Source organism: Curtobacterium sp. VKM Ac-2884, assembly GCF_015350945.1.
Classification (GTDB): domain Bacteria; phylum Actinomycetota; class Actinomycetes; order Actinomycetales; family Microbacteriaceae; genus Curtobacterium.
In genome coordinates this window covers 432,310-448,703 of record NZ_JADKSA010000003.1, presented here as the reverse complement: position 1 = coordinate 448,703, position 16,394 = coordinate 432,310, and the positions used below count along the sequence as shown (strand labels likewise).

The window sequence follows — 16,394 nt, the reverse complement described above, 5'->3', positions numbered from 1 at the left end:
GCCGGGACGGTCGGAGCGAGCGCGTAGAGTGCTCACGTGCCCGCTGTGAACCTCGGTATGCCCAAGTCGCCCGAAACCCTCGCCCCCCGACGCAAGTCGCGCCAGATCCGGGTCGGCAAGGTGCTCGTGGGCGGCGACGCTCCGGTGTCCGTGCAGTCGATGACCACGACCCCGACGACGAACATCAACGCGACGCTGCAGCAGATCGCCGAGCTCACGGCCTCGGGCTGCGACATCGTCCGGGTCGCCGTGCCGACGCAGGAAGACGCCGACGCGCTGCCGATCATCGCGAAGAAGTCGCAGATCCCGGTCATCGCCGACATCCACTTCCAGCCGAAGTACGTGTTCCAGGCGATCGACGCCGGCTGCGCCGCGGTCCGCGTGAACCCGGGCAACATCCGCAAGTTCGACGACCAGGTCGGTGCGATCGCCGCCGCGGCGAAGGCCGCAGGCGTGTCGCTCCGCATCGGCGTCAACGCCGGGTCACTCGAACCGAGCCTGCTGCAGAAGTACGGCAAGGCCACGCCCGAGGCGCTCGTCGAGTCCGCCGTGTGGGAAGCCAGCCTGTTCGAGGAGCACGACTTCCACGACTTCAAGATCTCGGTCAAGCACAACGACCCGATCGTCATGGTCAAGGCCTACCGCCAGCTCGCCGCCGCCGGTGACTGGCCGCTGCACCTCGGTGTGACCGAGGCCGGCCCCGAGTTCCAGGGCACCATCAAGAGCGCCACCGCGTTCGGCATCCTGCTGGCCGAGGGCATCGGCGACACCATCCGCGTGTCCCTGTCCGCGCCGCCCGCGCAAGAGGTCAAGGTCGGCCTGCAGATCCTGCAGTCGCTCAACCTGCGCGAGCGCAAGCTCGAGATCGTCTCGTGCCCGAGCTGCGGCCGGGCCCAGGTCGACGTCTACCAGCTGGCGAACGACGTCACGAAGGGGCTCGAGGGCATGTCCGTCCCCCTGCGCGTCGCCGTCATGGGCTGCGTCGTGAACGGCCCGGGCGAGGCGCGCGAGGCCGACCTCGGCGTGGCGTCGGGCAACGGCAAGGGCCAGATCTTCGTCAAGGGCAAGGTCGTCAAGACGGTGCCGGAGCACGAGATCGTGCAGACCCTCATCGCCGAGGCGAACCGCATCGCCGACGAGATGGGTCCGGAGGCCGCGCTCGGCAGCCCCGAGGTCATCACCACCCCGTAGGTCGCGCTCCGGCACGGTGCGGATTCCGCCACTGTGTGCCGGGTTGACGGCTCGGTGCGGGGTCAGCGGGCGGCACGGTGCGGCTGAGGCCGCACCGGTCGGCGAACCTCGCACGGTGCGCGTCCGCGCTCGACGAGCGTCGCGGGCGTCCCGGACGGGAGGCCCGTGGCGGCCTCGCACCGGGCGTCCCGTTCGCACCGTGCGGACTTCGCGAACCCGTGACGGGAGGCCCGCGGCGGCCTGGCACCGGGCGTCCCGTTCGCACCGTGCGGACTTCGCGGACCCGTGACGGGACAGCAGTCCGGTGCGCGCTTGTGACACCGCACGATGCGGCTTGCGCCGCACCGTGCGGCGAACCTCGCACGGTGCGCCCCTCCCGTGCCGCGCCGTCGGCGCACGCCGCTAGGCTGGCCCCGTGGTCACACGGCTTTCGCATCTGTTCCTCCGTACGCTCCGCGACGACCCCTCCGACGCCGAGGTGACGAGCCACAAGCTGCTCGTCCGCGCCGGGTACGTCCGTCGCCAGTCCCCGGGGATCTTCGCCTGGCTGCCGCTCGGTCTCCGGGTGCGCGCCAAGATCGAGGGGATCATCCGCGACGAGATGGTCGCTGCCGGTGCGCAGGAAGTGCTCCTACCGGCGCTGCTGCCGCGCGAGCCGTACGAGGCGACGAACCGCTGGACCGAGTACGGCGACGGCATGTTCCGCCTGCAGGACCGCAAGGGTTCCGACTACCTGCTCGCCCCCACGCACGAAGAGATGTTCGCGCTGCTGGTGAAGGACCTGTACTCGTCGTACAAGGACCTCCCCGTCACGCTGTTCCAGATCCAGGACAAGTACCGCGACGAAGCACGCCCGCGCGCGGGTCTGCTGCGCGGTCGCGAGTTCACCATGAAGGACGCCTACTCGTTCGACCTCACGGACGAGGGCCTCGAGCGCAGCTACCAGGTCATGCGCGACGCGTACGAGAAGATCTTCGCCCGCCTCGGCCTCGAGTACGTCATCGTCAAGGCGGACGCCGGCGCGATGGGCGGCTCCAAGTCGGAGGAGTTCTTGCACCCGATCGCCGTGGGCGAGGACACCTTCGTCCGCAGCGCCAACGGCTACGCGGCGAACGTCGAGGCCTACGTCACGCCGGTGCCCGCGTCCCTGCCGATCGAGGGCCAGCCGGACGCGGTGCTCCTGCCGTCGTCGGACACCCCGACGATCGACACGCTCGTCGCCCACGCGAACGAGGTCGCCGCGCGCGACGGCGCGCCGTGGACCGCCGCGGACACGCTGAAGAACGTCGTCCTCGTCCTCACCCACCTGGACGGCACGCGCGAGATCGTGGTCGTCGGGCTCCCCGGTGACCGCGACGTCGACCTGAAGCGCGCCGAGGTGGCGTTCGCCCCGGCCGAGGTCGAAGCCGCAGGCGACGACGACTTCAAGAAGCACAAGGGCCTGGTGAAGGGCTACATCGGCCCGCAGGTCCTCGGCGCCGACAGTGCCACGGGCATCCGGTACTTCGTCGATCCGCGCGTGGTCGACGGCACGGCCTGGGTCACCGGCGCCAACGAGCGCGGCGTGCACGTCTCGGGCCTGGTCGCCGGCCGTGACTTCGTGGCCGACGGTGTCGCCGAGGTCTCCGACGTCCGCGCGGGGGACCCGTCGCCCGACGGCTCGGGTCCGCTCGAGACCGCCCGCGGCATGGAGATCGGGCACGTCTTCCAGCTCGGCCGCAAGTACGCCGAGGCCCTTGGGCTCAAGGTGCAGGACGAGAACGGCAAGCTCGCGACCGTCACGATGGGCTCGTACGGCATCGGCGTGACGCGCATCCTGGCGATCCTGGCCGAGGCGCACAACGACGACAAGGGCCTGGCCTGGCCGAAGAACGTCGCGCCGTTCGACGTGCACATCGTCGCGACCGGCCGTGACCAGGTCGCCTACGAGCTCGCGACGTCGATCGTCGCCGAGCTCGAGGGCGAGCGGTTCGACGTGCTCTACGACGACCGTCCCAAGGTGTCGCCCGGCGTGAAGCTCCGCGACGCCGAGCTGCTCGGCATGCCGATCGTGGTCGTCGCCGGCCGCGGCGCCGCTGACGGCATCGTCGAGTTGTGGAACCGGGCCAGCGGCGAACGCCGCGACGTGCCGGTCGCCGAGCTGCTCGACGCGGTCCGCGCGATCTAGACGCCACGAGGAGACGGACGGGAGGCCCGGTGCCAGCTGGCACCGGGCCTCCCGGCCGTCTCGGCTCGGGTCCGCGAGCCGCAGTGCGGTACGCTTGTGGCCGACTTCTGCGACGGTTCCATCCGCAGGAGCGACTCATCTGAATACGGAGGCACCTCGGTGAAGATCGATCTCGCAGTCCTGCGACTCATGGAGCGCGAGCGGGAGATCCCGTTCGACGAACTGGTCCAGATCATCGAATCTGCCATCCTGACCGCCTACCAGAAGCACGCCGAAGAGAACGGCGAGCCGGCCCACGCGCAGTCGCGCGTCGAGCTCGACCGCAAGTCCGGCGAGGTCAGTGTCTACGTCCCCGAGCTCGACGACGAGGGCACCGTCATCGGCGAAGCCGTCGACCAGCCGAGCGACTTCGGTCGCATCGCGGCCTTCGCGGCGAAGCAGGTCATCAACCAGCGCCTCCGCGACATCGGTGACGACAAGATCCTCGGCGAGTTCCGCGGCAAGGAGGGCGACATCGTCGCCGGTGTGGTCCAGCAGGGCCCGAACCCGCGCATGGTGATGGTCGACCTCGGCACGGTCGAGGCGATCCTGCCGCCCGAAGAGCAGGTGCCGGGCGAGTCCTACGCGCACGGGTCGCGCATCCGCGTGTACGTGACGAGCGTCGCCCGCGGCAACAAGGGTCCGCAGATCACGGTGTCGCGCACCCACCCGGGCCTGGTCCGGAAGCTCTTCGCCCTCGAGGTGCCGGAGATCGCCTCGGGCGTCGTGGAGATCACGTCGCTCGCGCGCGAAGCCGGCCACCGCACGAAGATCGCGGTCAAGGCGAACGAGCCCGGCGTCAACGCGAAGGGTGCTTGCATCGGCGAGCTCGGTGCGCGCGTGCGTGCCGTCACCAACGAGCTGGGTGCCGAGAAGGTCGACATCGTGGACTGGTCCCCGGACCTGTCGGCGTTCGTCGCGAGCGCCCTGTCGCCGGCCAAGGTGACCAGCGCCTTCGTGCTCGACGCGTCGACCAAGGCCGTCCGCGCACTCGTGCCGGACTACCAGCTGTCGCTCGCGATCGGCAAGGAAGGGCAGAACGCCCGCCTGGCCGCCAAACTCACCGGGGCCCGGATCGACATCCAGCCGGACTCCATCCTGGACGGCGACGACTAGGCGATTTCGCCGCCGGCGTGCCCAGAAGGGCGCGCCGGATCGCGGACGTCCGAGGCAAGGAGTAGAGTGGTTCCCGTCAGAACGTGCATCGGCAGTCGTCGTCGCGCTTCCCGATCCTCACTCCTCCGAGTCGTCGCCCTGAGCGATGGCCGCGTCGTGGCGGATCCGAAGGCAGTCATGCCGGGCCGGGGAGCATGGCTCACACCGACCGTCGATGCCTACGATCTGGCCGTCAAGCGCAGGGCTTTCCGCCGTGCGCTCCGGTTGGATCGCGATCCCGACACGTCCGCGGTGCTCGACCACATCGTCGGCCTCTCACGAGCGTCGACCGAGCGCCCGGACATGACAGAACAGGCTGAACGGCTTATGGACAACTGATGAGCGGCTCGAAATGAGACCCGTCATCCATTGAGTCCTGCCCTTTACGGGGTGGGACCCGTGAAGGAGAACAGTGGCTAAACCACGCGTACACGAGATCGCAAGCGAACTCGGCGTCGACAGCAAGACCGCACTCGAGAAGCTCAAGGAGCTCGGCGAGTTCGTCCGGGGTGCCAGCTCGAGCATCGAGCCCCCCGTTGCCCGGAAGCTCCGTGCCGCCCTGCAGGCGGACGGTGTCCCGGCATCCAAGCCCGCAGCCTCGGCCCCCGCGCCGAGCACGCCGGCCAAGAGCAGCACACCCGCGTCCGGCGCGCCGAAGCCCGGTGGCCCGCGCCCCGGCCCGGCCCGTCCGGCACCCGCACCGGAGCCCGAGGTCCAGGCAGTACCTGCTGCCGAGGACGTCCCGACCCCGGCCGCACCGAAGTCCGTCGCCCAGCGACAGGCCGAGGCCGAGGCCGCACAGAAGGCCCGTGCCGAGAAGGCCGCCGCCGAGCAGCAGGCTGCCACGCAGCCGGCCGACTCGACCGGTGACGAGCCGAAGACCGACGCGGTGAAGCCCGGCTCCAGTGCCAAGCCCGCCGCTGCCGGTCCGAAGCCCGGTGGCCCGAAGCCCGGCGCACGTCCGGGCAACAACCCCTACGCGTCGAACCAGGGCATGGGCTCGCGCCCGCCGCGCCCCGGCAACAACCCCTTCGCCTCGAACCAGGGCATGGGCCAGCGCCCCGCCGCTGGTGCCGGTGGAGCGGGCATCCCGCGTCCGCAGCCCCCGCGTCCCGGCGTCCCGCGTCCGGGTGCACCGCGTCCGGGTGGACCCGGTCAGGCGAACCGTCCCAACGGCTTCGGGCAGCGCCCGGGCCAGGGTGGCGGTCGTGGCGGCCCCGGTGGCGCCCGTCCGGGTGCCGGCGGCGGTGCCGGTGGCGGCTTCCCGCGTCCGGCCTTCAGCGGCCCGCGTCCCGCCGGTGGCGGTGGCCGTGGTCGTGGCCCCGGTGGTGGTACCGCCGGTGCGTTCGGTCGCGGTGGCGGCAAGAGCCGTGCCCGCAAGTCGAAGCGGACGAAGCGCGCCGAGTACGAGATGCGTCAGGCCCCGTCGCTCGGCGGTGTGCAGGTCCCTCGTGGCGACGGCAACACGGTCGTCCGACTCCGTCGCGGTGCGAGCATCTCGGACTTCGCGGACAAGATCGACGCCATGCCCGGCAACCTGGTCACGGTGCTGTTCCACCTCGGTGAGATGGCGACCGCGACCGAGTCGCTGGACGAGGCGACGTTCGAGGTCCTCGGTGACGAGCTGGGCTACAAGATCCAGATCGTCTCGCCCGAGGACGAGGACAAGGAGCTCCTCGAGGGCTTCGACATCGACATCGATGCCGAGTACGCCGACGAGGACGACTCCGTCCTGCAGGTCCGTCCCCCCGTCGTGACCGTCATGGGTCACGTCGACCACGGTAAGACGCGACTGCTCGACGCGATCCGGAACTCCAAGGTCGTCGAGGGTGAAGCCGGTGGCATCACCCAGCACATCGGTGCGTACCAGATCGTCACCGAGCACGAGGGCATCGAGCGTCCGATCACGTTCATCGACACCCCGGGTCACGAGGCCTTCACGGCCATGCGAGCTCGTGGTGCGCAGGTCACCGACATCGCGATCCTCGTGGTCGCGGCGGACGACGGCATCATGCCCCAGACGATCGAGGCGCTGAACCACGCGCAGTCGGCCAACGTGCCGATCGTGGTCGCGGTGAACAAGATCGACAAGGAAGGCGCGAACCCGGCCAAGGTCCGCCAGCAGCTCACCGAGTACAACCTGGTGGCGGAGGAGTACGGCGGAGACGTCATGTTCGTCGACGTCTCGGCTCGGCAGAACATCGGCATCCAGGACCTCCTGGACGCCGTGCTGCTCACCGCTGACGCCGGGCTCGACCTGCGTGCGAACCCCGACAAGGACGCCCGCGGTGTCGCGATCGAAGCACGGCTCGACAAGGGCCGTGGTGCGGTGGCGACCGTCCTCATCCAGTCCGGAACGCTGCACGTCGGCGACGCGATCGTGGCGGGCACGGCCTACGGCCGCGTCCGTGCGATGACCGACGAGAACGGTGTCGCGGTCAAGGCCGCCACGCCGAGCCGCCCGGTCCAGGTGCAGGGTCTGTCCTCGGTGCCCCGCGCCGGTGACACCTTCCTCGTCACCGAAGAGGACCGCACGGCACGTCAGATCGCCGAGAAGCGTGAAGCCGCCGAGCGCAACGCCCAGCTGGCCAAGGCCCGCAAGCGCATCTCGCTCGAGGACTTCACCCGTGCACTCGAAGAGGGCAAGGTCGACTCGCTCAACCTCATCATCAAGGGTGACGTCTCCGGTGCCGTCGAGGCACTCGAGCAGTCGCTCCTGGACATCGAGGTCGACGACAGCGTCCAGCTCCGCATCCTCCACCGCGGTGTCGGTGCGATCACGGAGTCGGACATCGACCTCGCCACGATCGACAACGCCATCGTGGTCGGCTTCAACGTCCGTCCGGACGTCAAGGCCCGCGAGCGTGCGGCGCGCGAAGGCATCGACGTGCGCTTCTACTCGGTCATCTACAACGCACTCGACGACATCGAGCAGTCCCTCAAGGGCATGCTCAAGCCCGAGTACGAAGAGGTCCAGTCCGGTGTCGCCGAGATCCGCGAGGTCTTCAGCTCCTCGAAGTTCGGCAACATCGCGGGTGTCATCGTCCGCTCCGGCACGATCACGCGCAACGCCAAGGCGCGCGTCATCCGTGACGGTGTGGTCCTGGCCGACGGACTGGCGATCGAGTCGCTCCGTCGCTTCAAGGACGACGTCACCGAGGTCCGCACGGACTTCGAGGCCGGTATCGGTCTCGGCAAGTTCAACGATCTCCAGATCGGTGACGAGATCGAGACCACCGAGCTCGTCGAGAAGCCGCGCGACTGATCGTGTGACTACCCTGGGCCCCGGCCTCCCTTCGCGGGAGGTCGGGGCCCGACCCCTTTCCACGCAGAACCACCGGCGGGAAACGTCCCGCCACTGCCTCAGGAGGCACCCATGGCCGATCCGCAGCGCGCACGCAAGATGGCGGACCGCATCAAGGAAGTCGTCGCACGCCGTCTCGACAAGGGTCTGCGCGACCCGCGTCTCGGGTTCGTGACGATCACCGACGTCCGCGTGACCGGAGACCTGCAGCACGCATCGGTCTTCTACACCGTGTACGGCACCGACGAGGAGCGCGCCGACTCCGCCGCGGCACTCAAGGCCGCGACCGGCATGCTCCGCTCCGAGGTCGGCAAGAACATCACGGCGCGGCTCACCCCGTCGCTCGAGTTCATCGCCGACGCACTGCCGGAGACCTCGGCGCACATGGAGGACCTGCTCGTGCAGGCCCAGGTGCGTGACGAGCAGGTGCGCGCCGCGTCGGTCGGTGCGACGTTCGCCGGCGACGCCGACCCGTACAAGCACGACGAGGACGAGGACGACGAGTCCGACGACGAGCAGGACGTGGCGCGGGCGTAGCCCGACGAACGTCCGAGCGCCCCGCTGCATCGTGTGCAGCGGGGCGTTCGCGCGTCAGGCGTCAGGCGTCCGGCAGCCGGTACCCGGTCGCGTCGTCGCCGACCGCCAGCCCGTCGCGCAGCAGCGACGCGAGCGCTCGGTCCCGCTGCTCGGCGTCCGGCCAGACCGGTTCGATCTCCGACCGGGCAACCGGCACGTCGCTCGCGCGCAGCTCGGCCATGATCAGCCCGCGCACCTGCCGGTCGCTGCCGGCGAACTTCGCCTGCTTCGGGGCGCGCGGCCCGTCGTGTTCGGGGTACCCGGCCGCACGCCAGGCGCAGCGGTCCGCGATCGGGCACGCGTCGCACGCGGGGGAGCGAGCGACGCACACGAGCGCTCCGAGCTCCATCACCGCCGCGTTCGTCGCGGCGGCGTCGTCGCGGTCCGCTGGCAGCACGGACTCCATCAGGGGTAGGTCGTCCTTGGCCTTCGCCGGCCCGGGCTCGCCCTGGCCCAGGAGCGCGCGCTTCAGGACCCGTCGCACGTTGACGTCGACGACGGGGTGCCGGTCGCCGTACGCGAACACGGCGACGGCCCGTGCCGTGTAGTCGCCGATCCCCGGCAGCGCGAGCAGCGCTTCGACGTCCCGAGGGACGACGTTGCCGTGCTCGGTCGCGATCACCGTGGCCGCCGCGTGCAGCGCGAGCGCGCGTCTCGGGTAGCCGAGCCGGTCCCAGGCACGCACCGCGTCCGCCGGGGGCGACGCCGCGAGGTCCGCAGGCGTCGGCCACCGGGTGAGCCACGCCTCCAGTCGAGGGACCACGCGCGCGACCTGCGTCTGCTGCAGCATGATCTCGCTGACCAGGGTGCCCCACGCGGGGAAGCCGGGGCGACGCCACGGCAGGTCCCGGGCCTCCTGTCGGAACCAGGTGGTCAACGGGGTCGCGATGTCGGGGACGCTCGCGTTCTCCACATCCGGCCGGGAGGCCCTGCTCGCGTTCACCACGACAGCCTACGGTGGACGCATGGCACGCTGGGCACCCGAAGAGACCGACACGATGGCCGCGATCGCTGCTGAGGTGATCGCGCAGGTCGGCACGAACCGAACCGTGATCGGCATCGACGGGCAGGACGGCACCGATCTCGAACACGTCGCCGCCACGCTGGTGGCCGGCTTCGAGCAGCACGGGGTGTCCGCGATGGCCGCGACGGCGCCGTCCAACGACCCCGACACGCTGCGCGACGAGGTGGTCACCCCGTTCCGCACCACCGGCGCCGGTGACGGCGTGCTGGTCGTGCACGGGCACGGGCTGCTGGCCCCGGGTGTCCGCGGGCTCTGGCGCTGGTCGCTGTGGGTCGAGCAGGAAGCCGGCCGGCTCGAGCGTCGGGCGGACGTCAAGATCGCCGCCTCCGCCGTCCTCGACGTCACCGATCCCGAGCACCCTCGTCGCGAGTGGAACGACGCCTGCTGACCGGCGCTGGTAATCTCCTCTGGTGCTCGAAACCGTGCCGGACGGCATCCTCCTCGTCGACAAACCGCAGGGGATCTCCAGCCACCGCGTCGTGTCGATCGCCCGTCGCCGCCTCGGTCTGAAGAAGGTCGGCCACGCGGGGACCCTCGACCCGATGGCGACCGGGCTGCTGCTCCTGGGGATCGGGCACTCCACCCGGTTGCTCACCCACCTGGTGGGCCTCGGCAAGACCTACACCGCCACCATCCGGCTCGGCGTGTCCACGGACTCCGACGACGCCGACGGCACCCCGACCGCCGCGACCGGCGTCGCCGCAGCGGACGTCTCGGACGAGTCCGTCGAACGCGCTGTCGGCCTGCAGCGCGGCCGGATCGACCAGGTCCCGTCCACCGTCAGCGCGATCAAGGTCGACGGGCGCCGCGCGTACGACCTGGCGCGCAAGGGCGAGACCGTCGAGCTGAAGTCCCGCACGGTCACCGTCTCGCGGTTCGACGTCACCGGCCGGAACGACCGCACCGTCACGGTCGACGGTGCCGAGGTGGCGGTCGTCGACCTCGACGTCGTCGTGACCTGCTCGTCCGGCACCTACGTCCGCGCCCTCGCACGCGACGTCGGCGCCACCCTCGGCACCGGTGCGCACCTCACCGCGCTCCGCCGCACCCAGGTCGGCCCGTTCGACGTCGCCGACGCGATCGACCTCGAGGACGACGCCGTCGACGTCCGCGCGGCGCTCGCTCGTCCGGCCGACGTGGCACGCCGGTTGTTCTCGTCGGTGTCGCTCGACGCGTCCGCGGCGAAGGACCTGACCGACGGCAAGCGCGTCGCAGCCGACCACCCTGACTCGGACGAGCCGGTCGCTGCCGTGGCCGTCGACGACGACCGCCTCGTCGGACTGGTCTCGGTCCGGCGCGGACTGCTCCGGGTCATCACGAACTTCCCGGCGCCGGCTGCTCCGGCGTCGCAGAACGGGGCGCACGCGTGATCGAGTGGTTCATGTGGGTCCAGCTCGTCGTCGCGGTCCTGGCCGGGCTGTTCGCCGTCGTGGTCGGGTTCATCGGCTGGAAGCCCAACGACTACACGGTGGGGTCCCTCGCGCTCATCGAGGTCCTGCTCCTGGTGCAGGGCGTCATCTCGATCGTGCTGCCCGCGACGGGCAGCCCACCGGACGGCAACGCCCTCGAGTTCGGGGTCTACGCCGTGTCGGTGCTCCTGGTGCCGCCGGCGACCATCGTCTGGGCCCTCGTGGACCGCACGAAGTGGAGCACCGTCGTCCTCGGCGCCGGCGCCTTCACCGTCGCGGTCATGATCTACCGGATGTACCAGATCTGGTTCGCCCTGAACTGACGCCGAGCGTCATGGCGGTCCGCGCACGTCGGTAGAATCGGTGCAATGGCGACCAGATCCTCACTCGCGACCGGCATCGGCCGCGTCCTCATCGCCGTGTACGGCATCCTCGCCCTGGCGGCGACGGGCCGGAGCGTCGTCCAGATCATCGAGAAGTTCTCGTTCGCGCCGTTCGCGTACACGGTGAGCGCCATCGCCGCCGTCGTGTACATCGTGGCGATGATCGCCCTGATCGTGCCCGGGCGCTTCTGGTACCGCGTCGCGTGCGTCACGATCGTGTTCGAGATGACCGGCGTCCTCGTCATCGGCACGCTCTCGCTGTTCGACCGGCAGCTCTTCCCCGACGACACGATCTGGTCGTACTACGGCATGGGCTACGCCTTCGCGCCGCTGGTGCTGCCGATCGCCGGACTCTGGTGGCTCCGCAAGCACCACCGCACCGCGACGGTCGAACCGGTGCCCGCATCGACCACCGCCCCCGTGGGCGAGTAGGAGCAGCCGTGCAGTTCTACGACGACATCGCCGACGTGGCCGAGGGCTTCGGTCCGAGCGCCGTCACGATCGGCAAGTTCGACGGCGTGCACGTCGGACACCGCGCGGTGATCGCGCACCTGGAGCGCGCCGCCCACGAACAGGGCCTGGTCGCCACCGTGGTGACGTTCGACCGGCACCCCCTCAACGTCATCGACCCGCAGCACGTCCCGCCGGCACTCACGAGCACCGCGCAGCGGCGCGAGCTCCTCGACGACGCCGGGGTCGACGCCACCCTGCTGCTGCGCTTCGACGAGGAACTGCAGTCGAAGTCGCCCGAGGCGTTCGTGTCCGAGATCCTCGTCGACACCCTGCACGCCCGACTCGTCTTCGTCGGTAGCGACTTCCGCTTCGGGGCGAAGGGTGCCGGCGACGTCGCGCTGCTCCGCACCCTGGGGGAGCAGCACGGCTTCACGGTCGAGCTCATCGACGACGTCGACCTGGTGGACGACGTCCGCCCCGACGGCGAACGACGCGTCTCGTCGACCTGGATCCGCGAACTGCTCGGCGACGGGCGGGTGGCCGAGGCCGCCCGGCTGCTCGGGCGTGAGCACGCGGTCCGCAGCACGGTCGTGCACGGCAACCAGCGCGGGCGCGCCATGGGGTACCCGACAGCGAACCTCGACCCGGCGTTCGAGGGGTTCGCGCCGGCCGACGGTGTGTACGCCGCCCGGGTGCTGCACGACGGCACGGTGTACCCGGCGGCGGTCTCGGTCGGCAACAACCCGACGTTCGAAGGCGTGCCCGCCAAGCAGATCGAGGCGCACCTGCTCGACGTCGACCTCGACCTGTACGGCGACCGCATCTCGGTGCTGTTCGTCTCGTACGTCCGCGGCATGGTGAAGTTCGACTCGATGGACGAGCTCGCCACGCAGATGCGGCAGGACGACCTCGACATCCGGTTGCTGCTGGGCCTGCCCACGCCGGTCTGAACGGCGGAGCCACACCGGACGCCAGCAGACGGCGCCACACGACGCCACACGACGACGCCCCCGTGACCGATCGGTCACGGGGGCGTCGTCGTGTGGCGTGACTAGCTGCCGAGGGCGTCGAGCCAGATCTTGCGGGCGTCGAGCGCTTCCTGGGCGTCCTTGATCTTGCGGGCGTCGCCGGAGGCCTGCGCGTCGGCGAGCTCGGACTCGAGCTTGCCGATGGCGTCCTCGAGCTGGCTCGCGAGTCCGGTCTGCCGGGCCTTGCGCTCCGGGTTGGACTCCTTCCAGTGCGCGTCTTCGAGGCCACGCACGTGGTCCTCGATCGCACGCAGGCGGTCCTCGATGCGACGGACGTCCCCGCGGGGCACCTTGCCGACCTCGTCCCAGCGGCGCTGGATGCCGGTCAGGGTCTTGCGCGCCGCCACCCGGTCGGTCGCCTTGAGGAGCGGCTCGGCCTCGGTGAGCAGGGCCTGCTTGGCCTCGAGGTTGCCGGAGAACTCTTCGTCCTCCGCTGCGCTCTCGGCGTGGCGCTGCTCGAACAGCACGTCACCGGCGGCCTTGAACCGCGCCCAGAGGGCGTCGTCGTGGCGCTTGCCGGCGCGCCCGGCGTTCTTCCAGTCGTCGAGGAGCTGGCGGTAGTCCGGGATCGCGTCGGACCCGCGTGAGGCAAGCGCCTCGGCCTGCGACACGAGCTCCTGCTTGCGGGTGCGGGCGTCGCGGTGCTGCGCGTCCAGCTCCGAGTAGAACGCGCGACGGTGCTGGTCGACGGTGGAGCGCGCTGCGCGGAACCGCTTCCAGAGCTCGTTGGCCTCGTTCTTGGGGATGCGTGGGCCGTCGTGCTGGTGCTGCTGCCAGCGGGCGAACACGTCGTCGAGCTGCGCCGTGATCTGCTTCCACTGCGCACGTGCCGGGTCGACCGCCGCGAGTGCCTCGGCCTCTTCGACCAGGGCCGCACGGTGCGCGAGGGCGTCGTTCAGCGCCTGCTGCGCCTGCTCTGCCTGCTCCTTGGTGAGCGAGCCGAGCTGCTCGGTGAGTGCGCCCACTCGGGTCTCGAGCGACTTGATGTCACCGACCACGCGGGCTTCGGCCACCAGGGTCGTCAGGTGCTCGACCGTCCGGGCGACGTCGTTCGCCGACGCACCACGCTGGACGCGCTGCTCGGCGATCTTCACCTGCCCCTCGAGGTCGGCGTACTTCCGCGCGAAGTAGGCGAGGGCTTCTTCGGGGGTGGCGTCCGGGTACTCACCGACAGCACGTTCGGTCTCTTCGTACCGGACGTACACGGTCCCGTTCTCGTCGACCCGCCCCCAGGTCGTTGCTTCGTCAGATCCCACAGGTCTCGCCTCGATCGTGGTCGTGCATCGCCGACGTCACCGTCGGCACGGTCAGGTCGTCAGCCTATTGCACGGACGGGCTCCGCGGCCCGCCGGACGCAACGGCTTGTGGACTACTTCTCCTGGGCGATGGTCGCGGCGGTGATCGTCGTCGCCACCTTCGGCTCACCGGTGCCGTCCTGGCCGGGCGACGAGATGCCCTTCGCGGCGATCTTCGACTCGAGTTCGGACAGGCCGCTCGTGACCTTCCCGACGACCGTGTAGCCGCCCGTGGAGCCGTCGAGGGTGGTGTCGCCGTAGACGATGAAGAACTGGGTCGACTGCGAGTACGGCGACGTCGATCGCGCGATCGCGATGGTGCCCTCGTCGTAGACCCCGTCGCTCGGGACGTTCTCGAGCGGGCCGTACTCGAACCCTGCGTCGCCCGTGCCGTCGCCGTTCGCCGAACCGCACTGCAGGAACTTCAGCCCGTCGCTGTCGGCCAGCCGGTGGCAGGTGGTGCCGTTGTAGAACTGCTCCTTGATCAACGAGATCTCGACGCTCGCGGCCTGCGGGGCCTTCGCGCCGTCCAGTTCGATGCCGAGGTCGATCGACTTGTTGAGCGTCAGCGAGCCCGTCCAGGTCGCGCCCTTGGCGATCTCCTTGCTCGGCACGTCGCCCGTGTTCGCCGCCGTGGCGCTGGCCGAGGGCGTCGGTGTGGCGGTGGCGCTCGCGCTGGCGTCCGCCGACCCGTTCCCCTGCGAGCCCGCGAAGGCGAGTTGTGACCCGGTGGCCAGGGCGGCGACCAGCACGAGGGCACCGGCGCCGACCAGGTTGTCGCGCACCCGTCGGCGGCGCTGCCGGTCGTGGAGTCCCTGGCGGGCCTGGTAGAGACGGAGGCGCTCGCGCGCCTCGCGGTTGTCGCGCGCTGGGTTCTTCGGTGCCACGGTGCTGTTCTGCCCTCTCGTCGCAGTGTGGAACGAGCGTATCCGAGTCGTCACCATCAACGGCCTGGGAGGCGCGGGGCTGTCAGTGGGTCGGCCTACGATTGGTGCATGGCAGCGGACCGTTCGAGCATGCGTGCGCCCACGACGGGCGGTCGCGCCGGTCTCGCGCAGGGCTCCGTCCCGCTCGCGGTGCGGATGCGCCCGACCAGCCTCGACGAGGTCGCCGGCCAGCAGCACCTGCTCGGCCGCGGGTCACCGCTCGTGCAGCTCGCCACCGGCACCCGCGACAACCCGGGCGGTGTGTCGGTCATCCTCTGGGGTCCTCCCGGCACCGGCAAGACGACGTTGGCGCAGGCCATTGCGCGACAGTCCGGACGCGAGTTCGTCGAGCTCTCCGCGGTGACCGCCGGCGTCAAGGACGTGCGCGAGGTCATGGAGAAGGCCCTCACCCACCGCGATCTCTACGGGTCCACGACGGTGCTGTTCCTCGACGAGATCCACCGGTTCAGCAAGGCCCAGCAGGACGCCCTGCTGCCCGGTGTCGAGAACGGGTGGGTGATCCTCATCGCGGCCACCACCGAGAACCCGTCGTTCTCGGTCATCTCCCCGCTGCTGTCCCGGTCCCTGCTCCTGACGCTCAAGCCGCTCACCGACGCCGACCTCGGAATGCTCGTCGACCGTGCGGTGGAGGACCCCCGCGGCCTCGGTGGCGCGGTCGTCCTCGGTGACGAGGCACGTGGGGCCATCGTCCGGTTGGCCTCCGGTGACGCCCGACGTGCCCTCACGGCGCTCGAAGCTGCTGCTGCCTCGGCTGCCGCGGCCCAGGACGACGACGACGACACCGTGCCGGTGGTCGACGCGGACACCGTCGCCGCGGCCGTCGACCGTGCACTGCTGCGGTACGACCGGCAGGGCGACGAGCACTACGACGTCATCAGCGCCTTCATCAAGTCGGTGCGGGGGAGCGACGTCGACGCCGCGCTGCACTACCTCGCGCGGATGATCGAGGCGGGCGAGGACTCCCGGTTCATCGCGCGCCGGATCATCATCTCGGCGTCCGAGGACATCGGCATGGCGGACCCGCAGGCGCTGCCCATCGCCGTCGCGGCGGCCCAGGCCGTGCAGCTCATCGGCATGCCCGAGGGCCGCATCCCCCTGGCCGAGGCCGTCGTGTACCTGGCGACCGCACCGAAGTCGAACGCCGCCTACAACGGTGTGAACGCGGCGATGGCGGACGTCAAGGCCGGGCGGATGGGCACCGTGCCGATGCACCTGCGCGACGCGCACTACGCCGGGGCGAAGCGACTCGGCCACGGCAAGGGCTACGTCTACTCGCACGACGCCGAGCACGGTGTCGCCGAGCAGCAGTACCTGCCCGATGCGCTCGAGGGCACCGAGTACTACACCCCGACGGCGAACGGCTACGAGCGCGAGGTCGGTCCGCGGCTCGAACGACTCCGGAAGATCACCCGCGGGCAGTAGG

15 protein-coding genes are annotated in these 16,394 nt (G+C 70.5%); 12 read left to right on the top strand and 3 right to left on the bottom strand.

The features are described 5' to 3' along the window. Positions 1-57 precede the first annotated feature (57 nt). The 6 genes from ispG (at position 58) to rbfA (ending at position 8,393) form a co-directional block, all read left to right on the top strand. Positions 58-1,191 carry a flavodoxin-dependent (E)-4-hydroxy-3-methylbut-2-enyl-diphosphate synthase gene (gene ispG / locus ITJ60_RS10450; protein WP_111083888.1) on the top strand — a complete coding sequence of 378 codons (1,134 nt, stop codon included), beginning with the start codon at positions 58-60 and terminating at the stop codon, positions 1,189-1,191. Positions 1,192-1,606: 415 nt separating this feature from the next. Continuing rightward, positions 1,607-3,358 carry a proline--tRNA ligase gene (locus tag ITJ60_RS10445; protein WP_194647856.1) on the top strand — a complete coding sequence of 584 codons (1,752 nt, stop codon included), beginning with the start codon at positions 1,607-1,609 and terminating at the stop codon, positions 3,356-3,358. Positions 3,359-3,517: 159 nt separating this feature from the next. Beyond that, a complete protein-coding gene (nusA, locus tag ITJ60_RS10440) occupies positions 3,518-4,513 on the top strand; it encodes a transcription termination factor NusA (RefSeq protein WP_111083890.1) in 996 nt (331 codons plus the stop codon). Between the two features lie 66 nt (positions 4,514-4,579). Further along, complete coding sequence (locus tag ITJ60_RS10435) at positions 4,580-4,891, top strand: YlxR family protein (RefSeq protein ID WP_111083891.1); 312 nt, start codon at positions 4,580-4,582, stop codon at positions 4,889-4,891. A 73-nt stretch (positions 4,892-4,964) separates the two neighbouring features. After that, positions 4,965-7,817 (top strand): translation initiation factor IF-2, encoded by a 2,853-nt coding sequence (gene infB, locus ITJ60_RS10430; protein ID WP_194647855.1) that lies wholly within the window; start codon positions 4,965-4,967, stop codon positions 7,815-7,817. 111 nt (positions 7,818-7,928) lie between these two features. Next, the gene (rbfA, locus tag ITJ60_RS10425) at positions 7,929-8,393 is read left to right on the top strand and encodes a 30S ribosome-binding factor RbfA (RefSeq protein WP_123294301.1); all 465 of its coding nucleotides are present in this window, start codon (positions 7,929-7,931) and stop codon (positions 8,391-8,393) included. Between the two features lie 61 nt (positions 8,394-8,454). On the opposite strand, the gene ITJ60_RS10420 is transcribed toward rbfA, so the two are convergent. Beyond that, a complete protein-coding gene (locus ITJ60_RS10420; RefSeq protein ID WP_374102064.1) occupies positions 8,455-9,375 on the bottom strand; it encodes an A/G-specific adenine glycosylase in 921 nt (306 codons plus the stop codon). A gap of 22 nt (positions 9,376-9,397) precedes the next feature. On the opposite strand from ITJ60_RS10420, the gene ITJ60_RS10415 reads away from it, so the two are divergent. The 5 genes from ITJ60_RS10415 to ITJ60_RS10395 are packed head-to-tail and all read left to right on the top strand — an operon-like array spanning position 9,398 to position 12,651. Beyond that, on the top strand, positions 9,398-9,844 hold the full coding sequence (locus ITJ60_RS10415) for a hypothetical protein (RefSeq protein WP_194647854.1): 447 nt from the start codon (positions 9,398-9,400) through the stop codon (positions 9,842-9,844). A 22-nt stretch (positions 9,845-9,866) separates the two neighbouring features. Continuing rightward, positions 9,867-10,826 carry a tRNA pseudouridine(55) synthase TruB gene (gene truB / locus ITJ60_RS10410; protein WP_194647853.1) on the top strand — a complete coding sequence of 320 codons (960 nt, stop codon included), beginning with the start codon at positions 9,867-9,869 and terminating at the stop codon, positions 10,824-10,826. Continuing rightward, the gene (locus ITJ60_RS10405; protein WP_123937787.1) at positions 10,823-11,188 is read left to right on the top strand and encodes a hypothetical protein; all 366 of its coding nucleotides are present in this window, start codon (positions 10,823-10,825) and stop codon (positions 11,186-11,188) included. The genes truB and ITJ60_RS10405 overlap by 4 nt, the downstream gene beginning before the upstream one ends. A 45-nt stretch (positions 11,189-11,233) precedes the next feature. Continuing rightward, a complete protein-coding gene (locus ITJ60_RS10400; protein ID WP_123339724.1) occupies positions 11,234-11,680 on the top strand; it encodes a hypothetical protein in 447 nt (148 codons plus the stop codon). An 8-nt stretch (positions 11,681-11,688) separates the two neighbouring features. Continuing rightward, positions 11,689-12,651, top strand: coding sequence for a bifunctional riboflavin kinase/FAD synthetase (locus tag ITJ60_RS10395; protein ID WP_123937788.1), 963 nt, complete (start codon positions 11,689-11,691; stop codon positions 12,649-12,651). Positions 12,652-12,752: 101 nt separating this feature from the next. Here the strand turns inward: ITJ60_RS10395 and ITJ60_RS10390 are convergent, their stop codons facing one another. Continuing rightward, complete coding sequence (locus tag ITJ60_RS10390; RefSeq protein WP_194647852.1) at positions 12,753-13,985, bottom strand: DUF349 domain-containing protein; 1,233 nt, start codon at positions 13,983-13,985, stop codon at positions 12,753-12,755. A gap of 113 nt (positions 13,986-14,098) precedes the next feature. Beyond that, positions 14,099-14,911 carry a peptidylprolyl isomerase gene (locus ITJ60_RS10385; RefSeq protein WP_194647851.1) on the bottom strand — a complete coding sequence of 271 codons (813 nt, stop codon included), beginning with the start codon at positions 14,909-14,911 and terminating at the stop codon, positions 14,099-14,101. A 129-nt stretch (positions 14,912-15,040) separates the two neighbouring features. On the opposite strand from ITJ60_RS10385, the gene ITJ60_RS10380 reads away from it, so the two are divergent. After that, on the top strand, positions 15,041-16,393 hold the full coding sequence (locus ITJ60_RS10380) for a replication-associated recombination protein A (RefSeq protein WP_194648014.1): 1,353 nt from the start codon (positions 15,041-15,043) through the stop codon (positions 16,391-16,393). Position 16,394 lies beyond the last annotated feature (1 nt).

Coding starts and splice junctions, on each gene's coding strand:
- rbfA (WP_123294301.1), top strand. CDS start 7,929: ATGGCCGATCCGCAGCGCGCACGCAAGATGGCGGACCGCATCAAGGAA.
- ispG (WP_111083888.1), top strand. CDS start 58: ATGCCCAAGTCGCCCGAAACCCTCGCCCCCCGACGCAAGTCGCGCCAG.
- ITJ60_RS10415 (WP_194647854.1), top strand. CDS start 9,398: ATGGCACGCTGGGCACCCGAAGAGACCGACACGATGGCCGCGATCGCT.
- ITJ60_RS10400 (WP_123339724.1), top strand. CDS start 11,234: ATGGCGACCAGATCCTCACTCGCGACCGGCATCGGCCGCGTCCTCATC.
- ITJ60_RS10380 (WP_194648014.1), top strand. CDS start 15,041: ATGCGTGCGCCCACGACGGGCGGTCGCGCCGGTCTCGCGCAGGGCTCC.